This is a genomic window from Enterococcus sp. C76 (assembly GCF_040886985.1).
GTDB lineage: Bacteria > Bacillota > Bacilli > Lactobacillales > Enterococcaceae > Enterococcus_B > Enterococcus_B lactis.
In genome coordinates this window covers 296434-314636 of the sequence record NZ_JBFOEY010000003.1, presented here as the reverse complement: position 1 = coordinate 314636, position 18203 = coordinate 296434, and the positions used below count along the sequence as shown (strand labels likewise).

Sequence of the window (18203 nt, the reverse complement as noted above, 5' to 3'; positions counted from 1 at the left end):
AAATAAAAAACTGAGAGAAAGCTGGTCTACTCGCTTTCTTTCAGTTTTTATTTTTTATTTTTTTCGACCCATCTCTCGACTGCCCATCGATGGCTGCCACGTTTCAATTTTTCAAGTGCTTCTTGGGGGCTGACCCACCAGATTTTATTGGTCTTTTCTGTGGGTTCTCCTATACGCTTCCAAGAATCAGCAGCAAAGAAATATCCTGGATTATAGTAATAAGTTGCACGATAATTCGAGTAAAAGTACTCATCTGCTTCTCCCAGATAGAAAGCAATTTCTGCCGCAATCCCCATTTCTTCTACTAGCTCACGAACGATTGCTTGTTCTTTCGTCTCATCTCCTTCAATTTCCCCGCCAGGAAGAAAAAAAGCACCATTTGGAGCCTCGATTACTGCAATCTGCTGATCTCTTTCTATGACGATATATGCTGCATAACGGGTTTGATAATCAGCAAATTGCTTTTTTTCACCAAAAATTGGTTTATCCATGAATAGTTTCCACCTTAACAGTTTTATTTTCTATCCATTTTACATGAGAAATTTCTCATGAACAAGCACAAATCAACTATTTCCTTACTTCTTTTTGTTATGATTAAATAAAAGGAAAGGGAGAGATGAATCTATGAAAATGGCTCACACATGTGTTCGAGTGAAAGATCTTGAAGCATCGATCGAATTTTATCAAAAGGCATTTGGTTTTGAAGAAAGCCGCCGCCGTGATTTTCCAGAAAACAAATTTACACTTGTTTATTTGACACTTCCTGGGGATGACTATGAATTAGAGTTGACTTATAACTACGATCATGGTGCCTATGATTTAGGAAATGGTTATGGTCATATCGCTATTGCAGCTGATGATTTAGAAAAATTACATGAACAGCATAAAGCTGCAGGTCTTGAAATTACTGACTTAAAAGGATTACCTGGCACTGCGCCTTCTTACTACTTTGTCATTGACCCTGATGGTTATAAAATCGAAGTCATCCGAGGCTAGTTAGTAGGGGGCATTTTGCTCTTGATTGAACAAAAAACAAACGCCAATAATTAAAATGAGACGCAAACTTTCTTTAAATTGAAAAAGTTTGCGTCTTTTTTTAACAACTATTGTAGCTATAAGGCTGCCACTCTACACTTATTTATTTTTAGTTCATTTGAAAGAAATCAAATAAACGAGGTACCTTTAGAAAACAAAACTGCTTTTCCTCCTATTATCACACGATCTTCTTTTAATTCACACTCTAGATACCCGCCCCTTGATGACATTTGGTAAGCTGACAATTTTGTTTTACTCATTCTTTTTGCCCAATAAGGAATAAGATTAGAATGTGCTGATCCACATACTGGATCTTCATTAATTGTTAATTTTGGAAAGAAGGTTCTAGAAACAAAGTCTTCTTGCACACTTTCTGCTGTCACGATGACCCCTATTCCTAAATCAAAATTTTTGATACTTGTGAAATCTGGCTGCAATTTAGCCACTGTTTTTTCATCTTCTAATACGAAAAATAAATCACGTGCTAAGTAGGCTTCTTTAATCTTAGCCCCAATCGCTTCTTCATATTCAGACAATATCGATACTTTTTTTGGCATAATACTAGGAAAATCCATGTAATAATAATCATCAATTCTTGTCACAAATAGATTACCGCTTTGAGTAGAAAATTTAATCGTTTCATCAAGTATTTTGTAATAGTTAAATAAAACAAATGCTGTTGCTAATGTCGCGTGACCACAAAGATCGATTTCTCGATCTGGTGTAAACCATCTAAGCTCAAATCCTTGATTTTTCTTCACTGTAAATGCTGTTTCAGATAAATTGTTTTCAATGGCAATTTTTTGCATCGTACCTTCTGGCAGCCATTCTTCTAGAACATACACTGCTGCTGGATTTCCTTTGAACACCTCATCTGCAAATGCATCAACTACGTAATAATCTAAGTTCATTTTAAAGATCCTCTCTCTAATTTGTTATAAATATATTCTGCACAGCAAAGATCTTCAACAGCTAGACCAACTGCGTCGAAAATCGTCGGACTCGATTCTCCTTTGTAAACTGTTTTTTTCCCAGAAACTAATTCGCCTAATGTACCAACAATACAAGATTCCTCTAAATCTCCTTCTGACATGGCTATAAGTAGGTCTCCGCTTTCTGTTAAGGCAGCTGAGTAATCATCTACATAGATTTGAGAAGTTTCCATCAATGGTGTACTTATCTCTCTTGTATCAGGAGTAAACGTGCCCACAGCATTGATATGTGCGTCTTCCCTTACCCACTCTTTTTGAAGAAATGCCTCTTTACTAGGGGTCAACGTACAAATGATTTCCGCTGAGCGTACTGCATCTTCTACTGATATTGCATTTATAAACGTCATTTTAGGATACTGATTTTTAGCATTAGCGATAAAAGCATTTCGTCTTTCTTCTAAAATATCGTAAACAAACACTGTAGTGATGCGACGAATGGTAGAAATCGCAGCCAAATGCGACAATGCTTGTTGACCAGCTCCAATTAAAGCAAGTGTTTCTGCATGCTGATCTGCTAAGTAATCTGTTGCTAGCGCAGATACAGCAGCTGTTCGAATCCAAGTGACTGCATTTGCGTTTATCAATGCTCTGGGTAGTCCGTTTTGAGCATCAAACAAGAAAATCTCTCCTAAATGAGAAGGTAAATGATACTGATGATTATCCGGGAAAGCGGTAATGACTTTTGTTCCAAAATATCTATTCTCTCCCAAATAGGCAGGCATCATCGCAAACACATTTTTGTCTTTTCCGTCCGGTAAAATTTCCACCAATCGAGGATTTTGGCTGATTTTACCACTTTCATAATCAAAGAAACATTTTTTAATTACTTGGATCGCTTCTTCAAAACTAAAAGAAGCTACTACTTCCTCAAAATTAATAATTTTCATAGACAATTCCCTCCTCACAAAAGATTAACTTCTAAAATCAATACAATCAATGGTAAAATTGTATGGTATACAATTTTAAGGAGTGGAGAAAATGCCTATTAATTCTTATGACAACTACCCGTTAACTTGGCGGCCAGACAAACAAAAATTGAAGCGTCCTTATTATCGATCATTGATTCAACAATTAGAACAAGATATTTTAAAGAATAAATTACAGAAAAACACTCAATTACCCTCCCAAAGAGAGCTAGCTGATTATTTAGATTTAAATTTTACTACCGTTGGCAAGGCTTATAAATACGGAATTGAGAAAGGTTTGCTGTATACGAATATTGGAAGTGGCACTTTTATTTCTCCCAATGTCTTTGAATCCATTACCATCTCTACCAATGAAGTAACCGAACATATCATTGATTTTGGTCTGGTTAGTTCTTTTGAAGAATGTAATAAATTCGTTGTCCCGTTTATTCAATCAACTGGTAATAACCCAAATCTTGTTGGTTTGCTTAATTACCAAGATCCCAAAGGCACAAATTTTCAATTGACTACTGCAGCAAATTGGTTAAAAACTCAAGGAGTCATTCCGTCTTTAGAATCTCTGTCTATTGTTTCCGGTGTTCAAAATGGATTGGCTATCACACTTTCTGCACTTTTCTCTCCAGGTGATAGAATAGCAACAGACCGATATACGTACGCTAATTTCATTGAATTGGCTCAATTATATCATTTAGAGATCGTTCCAATTGATTTTGACGAGCAAGGAATGCGACCTGATATATTGATTCAGGAATGTAGAAAAAAGAAGATCCATGGTGTCTTTCTTATGCCTTCTTGCAATAATCCTATAGGGTTTCAAATCTCTCACCAAAGACGAGAGCAATTAGCCGAAGTAATTGAAAAAGAAGGTCTATGGGTTATCGAAGATGATATCCATTCTTTTTTAACAACTTATTATCAACATAAGATCATTCCTCCTTTCCAAAAATTGTTACCTAACCAAACAATCTACTTAGCTGGAATGACAAAATTTATTTGTTCTGGATTGCGAGTTGCTTATCTTGTAGCCCCAGTACATGTCCAAAGCAAGATAGAACAAGCAATTTTTAATATAAATGTGAAAACTTCTGGATTAGATGTGGAGGTCATCACTCAAATCCTCCATTCAAATGAAGCAAATAGAATCTTAGAAACTAAATTAAATCTTACGAAAAGAGCTAATCAGCTTTTTGATTCTCTTTTCAAAGTAGAAAAACCAACGAATCGTGTTCCTTATTATCGAATTCTTCCAGTTGATCCTGAGATTGATCCTAAGAGGATTGAGAATGACTTTCTGTCTAACGGCATCCGACTCTATCATTCCCGACGCTTTACTACGCGAGCACAACCGGATGCATTCGTTCGTATTTCCCTATCTTCAAACAACCTTGAGATTTTAGCTTCTGGACTAAGTATCGTAAAAGAAAAAATAAAAAAATATGAATTATAATCTATTGATAAATAAAGGAATCATAGCTGATTGATTCCTTTCGATAAAAAAGAGGCACTACCCGAAGTTCAACAACGGATAGTGCCTCAAAAAGCAAATGAACATTTTGCACTTAAAGTAACCAAACAGCAAAAAAATTTGTCTTATATTTTATTTTCTTATTTTGCTAGATCACTAGATTTCTGTCAGAAGATGAAATTATCCAATCATGACACTTTCTTCTGGATATTTGTATTTTGATTGAGTTCTTTGTGCTTTTGTCATCAGAGAGAAGACCACAGTCAATACCCCAACTCGTCCAATGTACATAAGCGCTATAATGATCAATTTCCCTATTGCAGTCAAGTCTGGCGTCAATCCCATCGTAAGTCCTACTGTTCCAAATGCAGAGAAGACCTCAAAAGCAATATATTCGATGCCAGAAGTTTTAGGTATCGTTTCAGTCACTGATAAAATCATGATGGCGACTACACACAGTGTCAACGTGATAAAAAACAACGTGAGTGCTCGCAACACTGCGCCTTGACGGATTGTACGGCCAAATGCTTCCGCTCTCGTACGTCCTTTAAGCATCGAACGCATCTGGATCAGCAACACACCTAACGTAGTTGTTTTCAATCCGCCGGCAGTCGACCCAGATGTTCCGCCAATGTACATCAAAAACATCGTTAAGATCAGACCAGCATGACTCATATGGAGGTAATCAACTGAATAATATCCAGCCGTTCTAGGTGTTACACTCATAAAAAAAGTATTTGCCAATCGTTGAAACATATTCCCTTCCACTAATGTTGCCCCATTGTGTTCTGTGAAAAAGAACACAACGAAACCGCCTAATAAAAGGGTACCTGTAACGGTTAATGCGATTTTTGAATGAATCGTCATCTTCTTTTTCTGATGATATTCCAATAAGTCACGCCAAACGATAAAGCCTAATCCGCCAGAAATAATCAAAGCAGATACCACCATAATCAAATAAACATTTTGCTGGTGATTGGCTAGACTGTCTCCTAACAAATCAAACCCTGCATTACAAAAACTAGAGATTGCGTGGAACAAACTGTACCAGATCCCTTTCAACCAGCCAAATTCAGGCACGAATACAAAAGATAAAGCAACCGTACCAATCAATTGGATCACAAAGGCCAATTTCAGGATGTAAAGCATGAGCTTCATCACACCTGATACTTCTTCTAGATTTAGCGCTTCTTTTAATATAATACGTGTGCTGAGACTGACTTTTTTCTTTATCAATGCAAAGCATAGAATCGGAACCATCATAAAGCCAAGACCGCCAATCTCAATCAAAAGCATGATCAAAAACTGACCAGCACTGTTCCAATGTTCTGCTGTATTCAATGTCGTCAATCCCGTCACGCAGACGGCAGAAGTTGCAGTGAAAAGCGCATCGATAAAATTTGTCCCATGCCCACTATTACTAAAAAATGGCAGGGTAAGTAGGCCGCCGCCAACTAAAATCAGGAGAAAAAATCCTAATGCGAGAAGCTGAACGGCCGGCAAGCGTTTCTTTATTTGTTTGTTTTGTTTAATCATCGTTTTCCTCTTTTAAAAAAGGATACCACTTAGTCAGTGGTACCCATATTTTTTACTTTGATCAACCTTGTTACTTCTGCGCGCTCGTTTTCTTCTAGCTTCATACGAATATAATAGATCGTTTCTTCTAATTGAGGGATCGTCATATATTCTAATGCATTGACTCGCCGACGTGTCTTTTCGATCTCACTTGCCATTAGCTGACAAGTTTTTTCGATTTCTGTCAGTTCCAAAAGTTTTGGAAGCAAGGTAGTAAACCGATCGATTGACCGATCCAGTTCGGCACTGGAATTCAAATACCCGTATTCCAAAGGGGTGTCTGTCAGCTGTTCATCATATTCAAAATTCATCACAGGTACTTTTACACTCATGATATTTTTGTCTACGATAGATAAATCAACGTTTTCCGCCGGCAAAGCAAACAATTCTTCGATGAAAGGTTCCGTGATCGAAGCATTTGCCAATACAAAATCAGACATTGCTTCTGTCATGGACTCTTCCATTTCTTGACGCAGTTGGTTGTTCTTTCGAATCAACAGAATGAATTGACGCATCAGTTCATCTTGCTTATCTTTTAATAATTTATGCCCTCTTGTGGCAGTTGTCAACTGTTTTTTCAATCGGGTCAATTCCATGCGGGTCGGATTCACATTCAATCGTGCCATCAGAACTCACTTCCCTTCTGGCAGATATTTGTCCAGCATGTCGTCTTTGATTCGTTTTAATTCGGTTCTTGGCAACATCGATAGCAGTTCCCACCCTAGATCAAGTGTTTCAGTAATCGAACGGTTCGTGTGGAATCCTTGATTGACATATTCTTTTTCAAACCGCTCAGCAAACTTCGCATAGATCTTATCTACATCAGATAAAGCAGATTCTCCTAAAACTACGGCTAATTCTTTTGCCTGTTTTCCTTGTGCATAGGCTGCAAAAAGCTGATTCATCGTAGCCGCATGGTCTTCTCTTGTCTTTCCGGGTCCAGTTCCTTTATCTTTTAACCGCGAAAGAGACGGAAGTACATCAATTGGTGGTTGTATCCCACTCTTGTAAAGCTCTCTAGTCAAGATGATCTGGCCTTCTGTAATATAACCAGTCAAGTCAGGGATCGGATGAGTCTTATCGTCTTCTGGCATTGTTAAAATCGGAATTTGAGTAACTGATCCTTTTAGTCCGCGGATCCTTCCTGCTCGTTCGAACAAAGTAGCTAAGTTCGTGTAAAGATACCCAGGATAGCCTCTTCTTCCTGGAACTTCTCGCCGTGCTGCAGAAATCTCTCGCAATGCCTCTGCATAGTTGGTCATGTCTGTCATGATAACCAATACATGCATTCCTTTTTCATAAGCAAGATATTCTGCAGCAGTCAAAGCCATACGAGGAGTAGCAATACGTTCGATTGCAGGATCGTTTGCTAAATTCATGAACATGACAGAACGGTCGATTGCACCAGTTTGTCGAAAATCTTCCATGAAAAATTCTGCTTCTTCAAAAGTGATCCCAATAGCAGCAAAGACTACGGCGAAATCATCTGATGAATCAAGTACCGTTGCTTGTCGCGCGATCTGAGCAGCTAATTCTTTGTGAGGAAGACCAGAACCAGAAAATACTGGTAATTTTTGTCCACGAATTAATGTGTTCAAATGATCGATTGCAGAGATACCTGTTTGGATAAACTCATCTGGGTAATCCCGAGCTACTGGATTGATTACTTCTCCGTTAATATCCAAATACTTTTCAGGCAGGATTTCTGGTCCATTATCTTTTGGACGTCCCAAGCCATCGAATACTCGACCGATCATGTCTTCCGATACACCTAGTTCTAAAGGATGTCCTAAAAATCGTACAGAAGAGTCACGTAAATTGATTCCACTTGTTCCTTCAAATATTTGGACCATTGCTTTATCTTCTTGGACTTCCAATACTTGTCCACGACGAATCTCGCCATTTTGCATACGGACTTCGATTAATTCTTCATATTTGACACCAGCAACTTTTTCAACCGCCATCAATGGACCGACGACTTCACCGATCGTACGATATTCTTTAATCATTGCTCATGCCTCCTTCTGAAACGATTGTTTGCATCGTTTGTTTGATTTCACCGATAATTTGATCTAGTTTTTCTAATTCTGTTTCCGGGATATATTTGCTTCGTCCGATTCTTTCACGAATCGATACGGTACCGTCCATGATCTCACTTAAATAAGCACCTAACGACAACGCACGGCGTCCTTCTTCACCAAAGGTCAAGATCATCTTCAACATTTTGAATTGTTTCTCTCTTGAAGTGAATGTATCGACATCATCAAAAGCATTTTGCTGCAAATAATCTTCACGAATGGATTTTGCCACTTCTAATGTCAGACGGTCATTATCTGAAAGGGAATCAATCCCTACCAAACGCACGATTTCATTCAGCTGCTGTTCTTCCTGCAAAATACGCATGCCCTCAGTGACCATGGATGCCCAGTCAGCTTGAAGGATATGATCCATGTACTTCCCTACTTCTGTTGAATAAAGAGAATAACTTTGGATCCAATCGATCGAAGGAAAATGTCTTTTTTGGGCTAAAGTCGAATCAAGTCCCCAGAATACTTTTACGACCCGCAATGTATTTTGTGTGACTGGTTCCGAAATATCTCCTCCAGAAGGCGATACAGCACTGATTGCGGTTATACTTCCTTCGCGACCTTCTGATCCTAAAGCAATGACTCTTCCAGATCGTTCATAGTATTCCGCAAGACGGGAACCAAGATAAGCTGGATAACCTTCATCACCAGGCATTTCTTCCAAACGTCCGCTCATCTCACGAAGTGCTTCTGCCCATCGCGAAGTGGAGTCTGCCATGATAGCAACGTCATAACCCATATCACGGAAATATTCCGCAATCGTGATTCCCGTATAGATAGAAGCTTCTCGAGCCGCTACCGGCATGTTAGATGTATTGGCAATCAATACCGTACGTTCCATCAATGATTCTCCTGTATTAGGGTCAATCAATTCAGGAAATTCATTTAAAACATCCGTCATCTCATTTCCGCGTTCACCGCATCCCACATAAACGACCATGTCCACATCGGCCCATTTTGCGATTTGATGCTGAACGACTGTTTTTCCTGCACCAAATGGACCAGGAACAGCTGCTGCTCCCCCCTTTGTCACTGGGAAGAACGTATCGATCACTCGCTGTCCGGTGATCATCGGTGCATCAGGGTTTAATTTTTCTTTGATTGGCCGACTACGTCTGACTGGCCATTTTTGGAGCATCGTCAAGTTTTTGTCACCATTTTCAGTTTCAACGACACATACGGTTTCATCAATAGTGAACGATCCTTTTTCGATTGTTTTGATCGTACCTTTTATCCCATTTGGCACCATGATTTTGTGTTTGATAACTTTTGTTTCTTCTACGATTCCAATCACATCGCCAGCACTAACCGTTTCTCCGGCTTCTAATGTTGGTTCGAACCACCATTTTTTCTCATGATCCAATGCAGGCAATTGGACTCCCCGTCCTAAGAAATTACTTTGTGTGATTTCCATAAAGGTATCTAATGGCCGTTGGATTCCGTCAAACATTTGTGAAATGATCCCTGGTCCTAATTCAACAGATAAAGCTTCACCAGTAGAGCGAACCGGTTCGCCTGGACCAATTCCAGAAGTCTCTTCATATACTTGAATAGACGCCACATCGCCACGCATCTCGATAATTTCTCCGATAACTCCTAGATCTCCCACTAGACACATGTCTTGGATACTGGCATCAGACATGTTCTCAGCCATTACAAGAGGTCCGGAGACTTTTATGATTTTTCCAATTTGCAAAATTTCTATCTCCTTTTCATACTATAAGATATTTTGACCTACTGCTTTTTCTACGTTCTTTTGAATTTCTTCCAGCCCAATCCCTAATGATCCTTGATGATTGGGAATCAATACGATAGCAGGTATCATTTGTTCCTTGTAACGTTCGATCGTTTCTGGGCTCAATGCTGCACATTGCTCCGTGACATAAATCACGCCATACTCATTCTTTGCCATTTCTTCAATTGCCTGACGAACGGTTTGCTTGGTTGTACCATAACGAACATCAAAGCCAAACAATTTGAATGGCAAAACAGAATCTTTGTCGCCAACTACACCGATCTTATGCGTCATAGACTTGTCTCACCCGCTTTCTGATTGTTTCTGGTTCGAAATGGCTTCTTTTGCCGATAACCAGTAAACGAAGGTTTTTGCTTTCTACCTCTTTTGCGTTCAAAAAGGCTAGTAGTGGCAGTGGTCCGAAAGCCTGGGTTTGTGCTTCTTGATACAATGAACTTAGATAATCATCTTTCAACTGTTCAAGCTTTACGAGATCAAGATTTCCCTCACGGATGACAGGACGCAGAAACTCAGCATAATCTGTCTCTAATAGAAAATTCGTGTAAGCTTCCATGTCTTTATCTACAAAGTTCAAAAATACTTCTTTTTCGATACTTCCCGAACTGGAAAGCACCGTCGTCATGAACCCATATGTTCTTTTCTGCAATATTCCTCGAGCCATCGTTGTGATATTGGTCAAGTCAATAAAAGCAATGACTTCTGTCAGCAATTCTTGATATCCTAGCTTATCGGCAAGCCGTCGCTGCTCTGTCAAAAACTGTCGATCATAGATCACATCGATTCCCTGAAGAATGGTAGACTCTTCAAAATAATCGCGGACTTCTCGTATACTGTCCATAATGCTTTCAGGGAGTTCATTTGAAACTTGCGTATGAACGGCATCCTTCAAGGTTTCTAATGAATAAAACCCATCGTCGATATACAAATGGTCCAGATTTTGATTTGTCATCTCGGCTTTTGTCAAAACCTTCAGATTATGGAAAGTATAACGCATCGTATAGATCCAAACGATTTCAGGCTCCGGTGCTGATTCCTTTAACCAGCGAAATAGACGGCTCTGCTCCTTTAAAAGATTCTGTTCGAAGTCATATTCATATCCGTCATAGATATATGGACTGTAAATCGTGGATTTCAATATTTCACCAAGTGCTTCGACAGAATTGGTTTGAATCATCCGTTCAAATGTCTCATTGGACAAAAGTTCAAGCTCTCTTCCGCGAATCAAGGGATTTAGTTCGTGGTATTCCATACACTGATCCCTCCTTATTCGAATAATTGATTGGCAATCTCAAAACTCATCGTTCCTTGGATATCTTGTACAAGGCTGCTGAAAAGAAAATTATACTGAACTCCTTGATCGTTTATCAGAAACCCAGCTTGACCAGCAACAGATTCATCGCTTAAAACCATCGTAAAGGGAAGTTCATTGTTCCATTCATCCAGCAATGTCTGAGAAAGATAAGCTGCTGATTTTTCTCCAGCAATGAATGTTACTTTGCCTGTCAAAGGTAATGAATACAATGAATTTTTGATAAACTGGATTTGTTCAGATTCATCCCAATTCTCCATTTCAGCTATTGCATCTGCAAACAATCGTCGTAAAAATTCCTGCTTCGCGTTCAAATTTTCTTGTCGTACTTCTACTTGTTGGCGATTCCTAAGCTGACGGTATTTTTTTTCAAGTAATTCGATTTGTTTTTCTTTTTGTTTTTGATGTTCTGTTTCGATTTGCGTACGTTTTTGTTCAAAGTTTTGATCGATCTTCATTCGCTCTTCTTGCTCTAACGCCGCTCTTTCTTGCTCTGCTGCTTCATTCATCTGAGAGATGATTTTTTCAATGGCGTTCATCTGCTTTTCCTCCTTTATGCTTAGGCATTCAATACTAATAGGAAGGAAATAACGAAACCTAAAATCGCATATGTTTCAACCATCGCAGCAAAAATGATTCCTTTTGTAGCATGTTCAGGTTTTTTCGCTAAAATTTGGATACCTGCTGCTGCAACTTTCCCTTGGGCAATACCTGAAAACAAGCCTGTAAAAGCAATCGGCAGAGAAGCGCCTAAATAGTTCAAACCTTGTACAACTGACATATCATTTCCTAAGTTGATAAAAATCAAAAAGGCGATAACGAATCCATACAACCCTTGCGTACCTGGAAGCAATTGCAGAATCAGAGCCTGTCCGAATTTTTCGGGTTGACTTGTTGTTAACGCTGCTGCTGCCTCACCTGTCATTCCAACACCTTTAGCTGAACCGATCCCTGAAAAAATCGTCGCTGTTGCCATCGCTAATACTGCAAATACCATTCCACCATTTTGACTAATTAAGTAATCCATCATTGTATAAAAATCCTCCAATTATTTATTGTTTTTTTTCTTATGATTGATGTTGACGTATTTTTCCGCCGTTTTCAGCGGGTCAAAGGCACGTCCGCCTCCTGTATAAAATTTTCCAAAAAATTCGACATACTGCAATCGTGCACCATGGACATAGGCACTCAACAGTGTCAAAAACATATTCAGTGCGTGTAAAGCGATGATCAAAAGGATCCCTACACTGAATCGAGCGGCTGGCGGCATGAAAGCAACCAGCATATTGAATGCCGCGCCAATACTTCCGCCTGAAATACCTAATGCCATCAAACGTGTATAACTGACTAAATCACCGATATAACCCGTCAATCCGTAAAGATTATACGCTCCTTTGGCAGCACCCTTGACTTTAGACGGCGATTGGATAATCGGCACGATTAAGATACATAAAGCAGCAATGATCGATAGCCCCGCGCCAAGATAAACAAATGCTGTATTTTTTATCAACATGGCACCAATCAATGCAATAACGATCCCAATCAGGATCCCTTGCCAGGCAAATCCATCACTGACAGCACTCAAGTAATCTTTTCTCCTGATATTTTCCTTTGCTGCCACAAATAATCCAACCAAGATCTGTATCAGACCGAAAATCACGGATAAAATCAAAATCGTATTGACGTCATCCGTTGTAGATAGGATTGGGAAAGGCAAGCGGATGCCAAATAGTTCTTTTGGTAATGCCTGTCCGAAAAATGAACTGTAGATCAATCCCCAGATGATCGATGGTACCGAGAGAATCTCAAAGAATTTTACGAAACGTTTCATCCCACGTGGTAAAACAAGTAGTTTTTGAGCTAGTATTGTCCCAATGAGCATCAGCAATCCGTAACCAACATCTGCGACCATCATCCCGAAGAAGACAAGATAAAATGGTGTCATCCAAGGCGTTGGATCTACTTCTTCATATTTTGGCAGACTGTACATTTCAGTCAGCAATTCAAAAGGTTCGATAAGCGGATGGTTTTTCAATTTAGTAGGGACTTCCTGCTGAATCTCTTCTGAGTTTGGTGTTTCGAAACTAATATATATATCTTCTTCTGATACAGTTTCGGTTAACACATGCATCAAATTCTGTTTTTCTTCTGCATCTACCCAACCTTGCAAAACGATCAGATAAGTCGCATGGATAAACCGTTCTTTTACTTTTTCCCGTTCTGCAACGGCAAGTGTGACTTCTTCTACCCATTCAAATTCTTGGATATAGCCGCTGCACTGACCTAACGCTGTCGTTATCTTCTTTTGGTGCTCGTGAACAACGGACAATTGCTGTTTGGTTTCTTGCAGTTTTTCTTTAGGATTTTGTTCATAAGGATACGTTTCTTTATTGAACCCGTATTTCCCAGCAATTTCTTCTATAGCAGCAGCTGATTTTTTTAAAGCAACATACGAAAGATAAACTTGTTTTGGCGTATAATCTATTTCTTCCATATAAACGTCATCAAGCTTACTTAGTTCTTCCTTGAAACTTTCAAAATTTGCTGCACTCACAGTCCCCATCTCAAAAATGGTCGTCTTACTTGCATACATACTTGGAGCAATATCCAGCTGTTGCCAATGAAGAAGCCATTCTTCCTCTTCTTCTAAACGATCACGTTTTTCAGTTAGCTGTTCCCACTTTTCTTTTAAATCAAGGACTTCTTCTAATTTATTCATGAAATTTTCTTCGGAATAATTTGCTTCCAAGTCTTGTAAGGAAAGTTCTTGACGTTTCAAATGGAGTTTCTTTTGACGGCTATCGCCGTGGTGTTGTATGAATTGGATAGCTTCTTGGATGTCTTTCAGCCGATTGCCTAAAGCGCTTAATTTTGCTTCTTTATCAATAATCGTGGTATCTGGAAAATATTTTTCTACCCACTGGTTGTTTGTTCTATTTTGATACAGATCCCGGATTTCAACATTTTGGATTCCTTGTACTGCTTGTAAAATCCTCTCCTGATTTCTTTTATCTGAAATGAGGGTCACTTTTTCCATCTTAGTGACGGCCATAAGTTTCTTTCACCCTTTCAATGATTGCACCGATTGCTTGACTCTGATGCTTTTGATATTGGTCTTTCAAAGTTGCTTGCACCTTGTCTGCTTCTGCTTTCAATTTCATTTTTTCTTTTTCTAATTCTTGCTTTTCGAATTGTTCTTTTTCTTCTACCAACTGTTTCAGCTGTTGCCGACTGTTCGTTTGGATTATCTCCAATTCTTGCTCTTTTTCTTCTGCATAGGTCTTCAACTGCTGCCGTAGGGTTCGAGCACGCTTCTCATTTTCTTCTTCTGCTTTTCGGATTTGTTCCAAAGCTTCTAACACTTGCTTCACTTCCTTTCGATTTAAAAAAGAGGTACATGCTTTCTTTTTTCATTGAAAGTATGTACCTCTAAAGATAACTTAGTATAGGCAGGCCCCTTCAATAAAATGTCCTTCTCACCCCTTGAAGAACTAGATCCTTGAAGCTTACGCCCAACCTTTTTATTTCTGCTTACTTTTTATTATAACAAATTAAGCAATATTTTCAACTATCGTCATGAATTTCACACGAAAATTCTCTTTACAGATAGTAACACAGCAAGAACAGATAAGTATAGGGGCAAGTCTTACATAGTTTAAATTTTTTTAAATCCTTGTTACAATTAGTCTACTTTAGGGGGAATAAAAATGAAACCAATCATCGGCATTGCCGGGAATCAACTGATTCGAGCGACAGATACTTTCCAAGGAAATCAAGTAAGCTATACACCGCAGGGATTTGTGGATGCAGTTTTAGATGCTCAAGGATTACCTCTTATTCTGCCAGTCATGTATCCAGATTCAGCGCCTCAACTAATTGAGAAAATCGACAAACTCATTCTTGCAGGCGGTCAGGATGTTAGTCCGCAACTTTACATGGAAGACCCTCATCCCAAACTGACGGAAACAAATATTCAACGAGACCAATTCGAACAGGCATTGATCTTGGAAGCATTGAAACAAAGAAAACCGATTTTTGCAGTCTGCCGAGGACTTCAACTATTGAATGTCGTGTTGGAGGGAACACTTTATCAAGATCTTTCATTATATCCAAAATGGTCCGTAAAACACGAACAACAGCCCACTGCCCCGCAGTTTGCAACTCACGAAGTCAAAATCGTTTCGGACAGTTTATTAAGTGACCTTCTCCCTGATTCATACTTTGTGAATTCCTATCATCATCAGGCAGTCAAAGATCTTTCTCCTTTGTTAAAAGCCATCGCCTTTTCCAACGATGGACTCATTGAAGCAGTCCAAAGTAAAGATAATATGCACAAAATCCTTGGTGTCCAATGGCATCCGGAACTTTCTCATCGTGTAGTTTCATCTGAACAGCGTTTATTCGATTTCTTTGTGAATGAATTTTAATCGTTTTTCTGAGGAAGTTGTGAAAAAGCTGTTTAGTTTCGAGTATTAAGAAAAATTTTGTGAAAATGGCTTTCAACATTTTTACATAAATTTGGCTTAATACCGAGAAACTGGCTTTTGAACACCGTTTATACCAAGAGGTCGTGAGCCTGCCGTTTAACTCTGAGTCACAAGGAGCAATTTCAAAAAACAGCTTCTCATGTTTGTTGGATATTGTGACTTGTGACCGAGGAGTTGGCAGGAGAACGCCGTTTAAGGAAGAGGTTGTGAAAAAGCTGTCCTGCATCAAGTAATAAGAACAGCCAAGTAAAAACAGCTCCTTATGTTTTTAAATTGGTTGGACTTATTACCGCAGATGCAAGCTTTTGAACACCGTTTAAGGAAGAGGTCGTGAAAAAGTCGCTTAGTTTCGAGTATGAAGAAAAATTTTGTGAAAATGGCTTTCCACATTTTTACATAAATTTGGCTTAATACCGAGAAACTGGCTTTTGAACACCGTTTACCCAGAGGTCGTGAAATCAGCGCCCTGACCTGAGTATTAGAGAAATAAACGGAAAAATAGCTCCTCATATTTTTCCGTTTTTTGAGCTAATTCCGAAGGAGACTGCGACACGCCTTTTGTTGCAGTCCTTTTTTAGTCTATTGAGCAATGTTGGCTAGCATTTTTCTCAATCGTCCTTTCGATAATCCAACAGCCTTTGGAGCTGAGTAATCTGTTGCTGTAATTCCATTCCTTTTGTCGTATCCCGATTAAGTTTGCGTGGGAGCTGCTGCTCGATCACTTTTTTTACATTCGTTTGATCAGATTTTTTTGCAAATTGTTGTTCAATAGGCAAGAACGGATAATGTGTCACGATTTGGAAACCGTAAGAATTGCATAGTAATGAGTAGCCAGCAATCCCGGTTGTTTTTTGATAAGCTTTGGATAGACCTCCGTCAATAACAAATGCTTTTCCGTTTGCTTTGATCGGTGACTCCCCTTTTTTTACTTTTACTGGCGTGTGCCCATTGATGATTGCTGAACCTTCTTCTTTTGCATCGAATTCTGCCAAAATTTTTTCACTGAACCACTCTTCATCTCGCAAGTGATAATAGGGATTGCTTTTTTCGACGTGCGTATGAGGCTCTGTGAGAAAATAGCGCTCAAAAGTGGCCATTTTACTCTTGCCGAATAAAGGCGAAAATGGCCCGCTCCACGCATACCAAATCAAATCGGTCGCCAAATCTTCTTTTGCAGTCAAATCTTTTGCGCTTTCAGTTATCTGTTTTTCAAAAAATCCCAGTAGTTCTCTTCCGCGATAAGATTGGTCTAATTCAAATGCTAAGAGCTGCCCCTTTTCATCTACAGGTATACAGCCATGAAACAGTACATGCTGATTGTTTGTGAGATACATTCCCCCTTTTTCAATCAAAAACGTCATGTGTTTTTGCATTCTTAACGAGTGCTGGAATGAATACATCAAACTATCGATCACTTTTTGTTCCTCTTCCAAGAACTTTTTAGGATCATCTGGCTGGATCGTTTGAAAACAAGTCCCTTTCAACTCATAAAGCTGACCTTCTAAATCGATCGTTGATTCCTCATAGTTGATTTTTTCCAACAATTTACGATCGTCCATTTTAAATTCAGGTCGTCGATCCAACAACTGATGTTCTGATTTGAATTGGAGGATAGAAAGTGCTTGATGGATCTTTTCTAATTCTTCTTGCTCTCTTTCAGATAGATCTTTCCTGTTTTTAGGGGTAAATACTGGATTCTTCTGATAGGTTTGATGGGCAAAAGAAAATAATGGACGTAAATTTAATCCATATTCTTTCTCTAATTCAAATAAATAGTTGTAGCGTGCGGCAATCCGTAAAAGCGTCAATAAACATGCCTCAGAGCCGCAATACGCACCAATCCACAAAATATCATGATTCCCCCACTGGATATCTACAGAGGAAAAATCCATGATTCGATCCATTACTTTGGCTGCTTGAGTTCCTCGATCAAAAATATCACCCACGATATGCAAATGATCGATGACAGATTTTTGGATCGTCTGCGCAAGTTTTGTTAAAAATTTTTCTTCTTCCTTCATCAAGACAAGTTGTTCAATGATTTTTTTTACATAGTCTTTTTTCCCGTTGATACGATCATCGATATACAAGAGTTCCTCAATGATATAGCTATATTCTTTCGGCAATCCTTTTCGAACTTTTGATCGAGTGTATTTGACTGTCGTAAACCGTAAAAGATCGATCAAACGATGGATCAGCTGGGATTTATCTTGTTTTTTGTACCAATCAGTCGTCAATACATATTCTGGATAAGCCGTAAAAATAGTGAATTGGCTGATCTCCGTTTCCGTCATTTGTTCAGAGAAAAGGTCTTTGATCTTTTCTTTAAGATTTCCTGAACCGATACGCAGAATATGATCAAAAGCAGGAAATTCGCCATGTATATCGCTCAAAAATAACTCTGTTCCTTTTGGAAGCTGCAAAATTGCTTCGAGATTGATGATTTCCGTGATGACATCTTCCGTTGTAGGGAACTTCTCTGAAAGTAAATCTAAATAGCGGTCCATTAAAACGCCTCCAAAAATTGGTATACTCAACATTATAAAGTTGTTATACGCTATTTTCAATGAA

At 38.9% G+C, this 18203-nt stretch carries 17 protein-coding genes and 1 other annotated feature; of the genes, 3 read left to right on the top strand and 14 right to left on the bottom strand.

What is annotated here, in order from left to right; genetic code table 11:
* Window positions 1–47: 47 nt before the first annotated feature.
* Complete coding sequence (locus AB3I00_RS06200) at window positions 48–491, bottom strand: NUDIX hydrolase (RefSeq protein ID WP_002314659.1); 444 nt, start codon at window positions 489–491, stop codon at window positions 48–50.
* A gap of 133 nt (window positions 492–624) precedes the next feature.
* Here AB3I00_RS06200 and AB3I00_RS06195 point away from each other — a divergent pair, with 133 nt between their 5' ends.
* Window positions 625–996, top strand: coding sequence for a VOC family protein (locus tag AB3I00_RS06195; protein WP_002308538.1), 372 nt, complete (start codon window positions 625–627; stop codon window positions 994–996).
* A 167-nt stretch (window positions 997–1163) separates the two neighbouring features.
* On the opposite strand, the gene AB3I00_RS06190 is transcribed toward AB3I00_RS06195, so the two are convergent.
* A complete protein-coding gene (locus AB3I00_RS06190; protein WP_368024938.1) occupies window positions 1164–1946 on the bottom strand; it encodes a PhzF family phenazine biosynthesis protein in 783 nt (260 codons plus the stop codon).
* Window positions 1943–2914, bottom strand: a complete 972-nt coding sequence (locus AB3I00_RS06185; RefSeq protein WP_368024937.1) for an ornithine cyclodeaminase family protein — start codon at window positions 2912–2914, stop codon at window positions 1943–1945. The genes AB3I00_RS06190 and AB3I00_RS06185 overlap by 4 nt, the downstream gene beginning before the upstream one ends.
* A 91-nt stretch (window positions 2915–3005) precedes the next feature.
* Here AB3I00_RS06185 and AB3I00_RS06180 point away from each other — a divergent pair, with 91 nt between their 5' ends.
* Complete coding sequence (locus AB3I00_RS06180; protein ID WP_002320265.1) at window positions 3006–4400, top strand: PLP-dependent aminotransferase family protein; 1395 nt, start codon at window positions 3006–3008, stop codon at window positions 4398–4400.
* A gap of 198 nt (window positions 4401–4598) precedes the next feature.
* On the opposite strand, the gene AB3I00_RS06175 is transcribed toward AB3I00_RS06180, so the two are convergent.
* Genes AB3I00_RS06175 through AB3I00_RS06130 form a run of 10 tightly spaced genes read right to left on the bottom strand, consistent with a single transcriptional unit; the run spans window position 4599 to window position 14516 of the window.
* The gene (locus tag AB3I00_RS06175; protein ID WP_002292840.1) at window positions 4599–5954 is read right to left on the bottom strand and encodes a TrkH family potassium uptake protein; all 1356 of its coding nucleotides are present in this window, start codon (window positions 5952–5954) and stop codon (window positions 4599–4601) included.
* Window positions 5955–5983: 29 nt separating this feature from the next.
* Entirely contained in the window at window positions 5984–6619 is a 636-nt protein-coding gene (locus AB3I00_RS06170) for a V-type ATP synthase subunit D (RefSeq protein ID WP_002292841.1), read from the bottom strand.
* Between the two features lie 6 nt (window positions 6620–6625).
* A complete protein-coding gene (locus AB3I00_RS06165) occupies window positions 6626–8002 on the bottom strand; it encodes a V-type ATP synthase subunit B (RefSeq protein ID WP_368024936.1) in 1377 nt (458 codons plus the stop codon).
* Window positions 7995–9776, bottom strand: coding sequence for a V-type ATP synthase subunit A (locus AB3I00_RS06160; protein ID WP_002292843.1), 1782 nt, complete (start codon window positions 9774–9776; stop codon window positions 7995–7997). Before AB3I00_RS06160 ends, AB3I00_RS06165 begins: the two co-directional genes overlap by 8 nt.
* Window positions 9777–9797: 21 nt before the next feature.
* Window positions 9798–10109 (bottom strand): V-type ATP synthase subunit F, encoded by a 312-nt coding sequence (locus tag AB3I00_RS06155; protein ID WP_002292844.1) that lies wholly within the window; start codon window positions 10107–10109, stop codon window positions 9798–9800.
* Window positions 10099–11085: a V-type ATPase subunit gene (locus AB3I00_RS06150; protein ID WP_368024935.1), complete on the bottom strand. Its 987-nt coding sequence runs from the start codon at window positions 11083–11085 to the stop codon at window positions 10099–10101. Before AB3I00_RS06150 ends, AB3I00_RS06155 begins: the two co-directional genes overlap by 11 nt.
* Window positions 11086–11099: 14 nt before the next feature.
* Entirely contained in the window at window positions 11100–11684 is a 585-nt protein-coding gene (locus tag AB3I00_RS06145; protein WP_002308528.1) for a V-type ATP synthase subunit E, read from the bottom strand.
* 20 nt (window positions 11685–11704) lie between these two features.
* On the bottom strand, window positions 11705–12175 hold the full coding sequence (locus AB3I00_RS06140) for a V-type ATP synthase subunit K (protein ID WP_368024934.1): 471 nt from the start codon (window positions 12173–12175) through the stop codon (window positions 11705–11707).
* A gap of 18 nt (window positions 12176–12193) precedes the next feature.
* Window positions 12194–14197 (bottom strand): V-type ATP synthase subunit I, encoded by a 2004-nt coding sequence (locus AB3I00_RS06135; protein ID WP_002314651.1) that lies wholly within the window; start codon window positions 14195–14197, stop codon window positions 12194–12196.
* The gene (locus AB3I00_RS06130) at window positions 14184–14516 is read right to left on the bottom strand and encodes a hypothetical protein (protein WP_002320976.1); all 333 of its coding nucleotides are present in this window, start codon (window positions 14514–14516) and stop codon (window positions 14184–14186) included. The genes AB3I00_RS06135 and AB3I00_RS06130 overlap by 14 nt, the downstream gene beginning before the upstream one ends.
* Before the next feature lie 99 nt (window positions 14517–14615).
* Window positions 14616–14663: a sequence feature (sodium ion sensor (DUF1646 type); this cis-regulatory element may regulate processes involved in with the transportation of sodium ions), on the bottom strand.
* A gap of 189 nt (window positions 14664–14852) precedes the next feature.
* Between AB3I00_RS06130 and AB3I00_RS06125 the strand changes: the two genes are divergently transcribed.
* Complete coding sequence (locus tag AB3I00_RS06125; RefSeq protein WP_368024933.1) at window positions 14853–15572, top strand: gamma-glutamyl-gamma-aminobutyrate hydrolase family protein; 720 nt, start codon at window positions 14853–14855, stop codon at window positions 15570–15572.
* A gap of 668 nt (window positions 15573–16240) precedes the next feature.
* Here AB3I00_RS06125 and AB3I00_RS06120 read toward each other — a convergent pair.
* Window positions 16241–18139 carry a fructose-1,6-bisphosphatase gene (locus AB3I00_RS06120; protein ID WP_070769809.1) on the bottom strand — a complete coding sequence of 633 codons (1899 nt, stop codon included), beginning with the start codon at window positions 18137–18139 and terminating at the stop codon, window positions 16241–16243.
* Window positions 18140–18203: the final 64 nt, after the last annotated feature.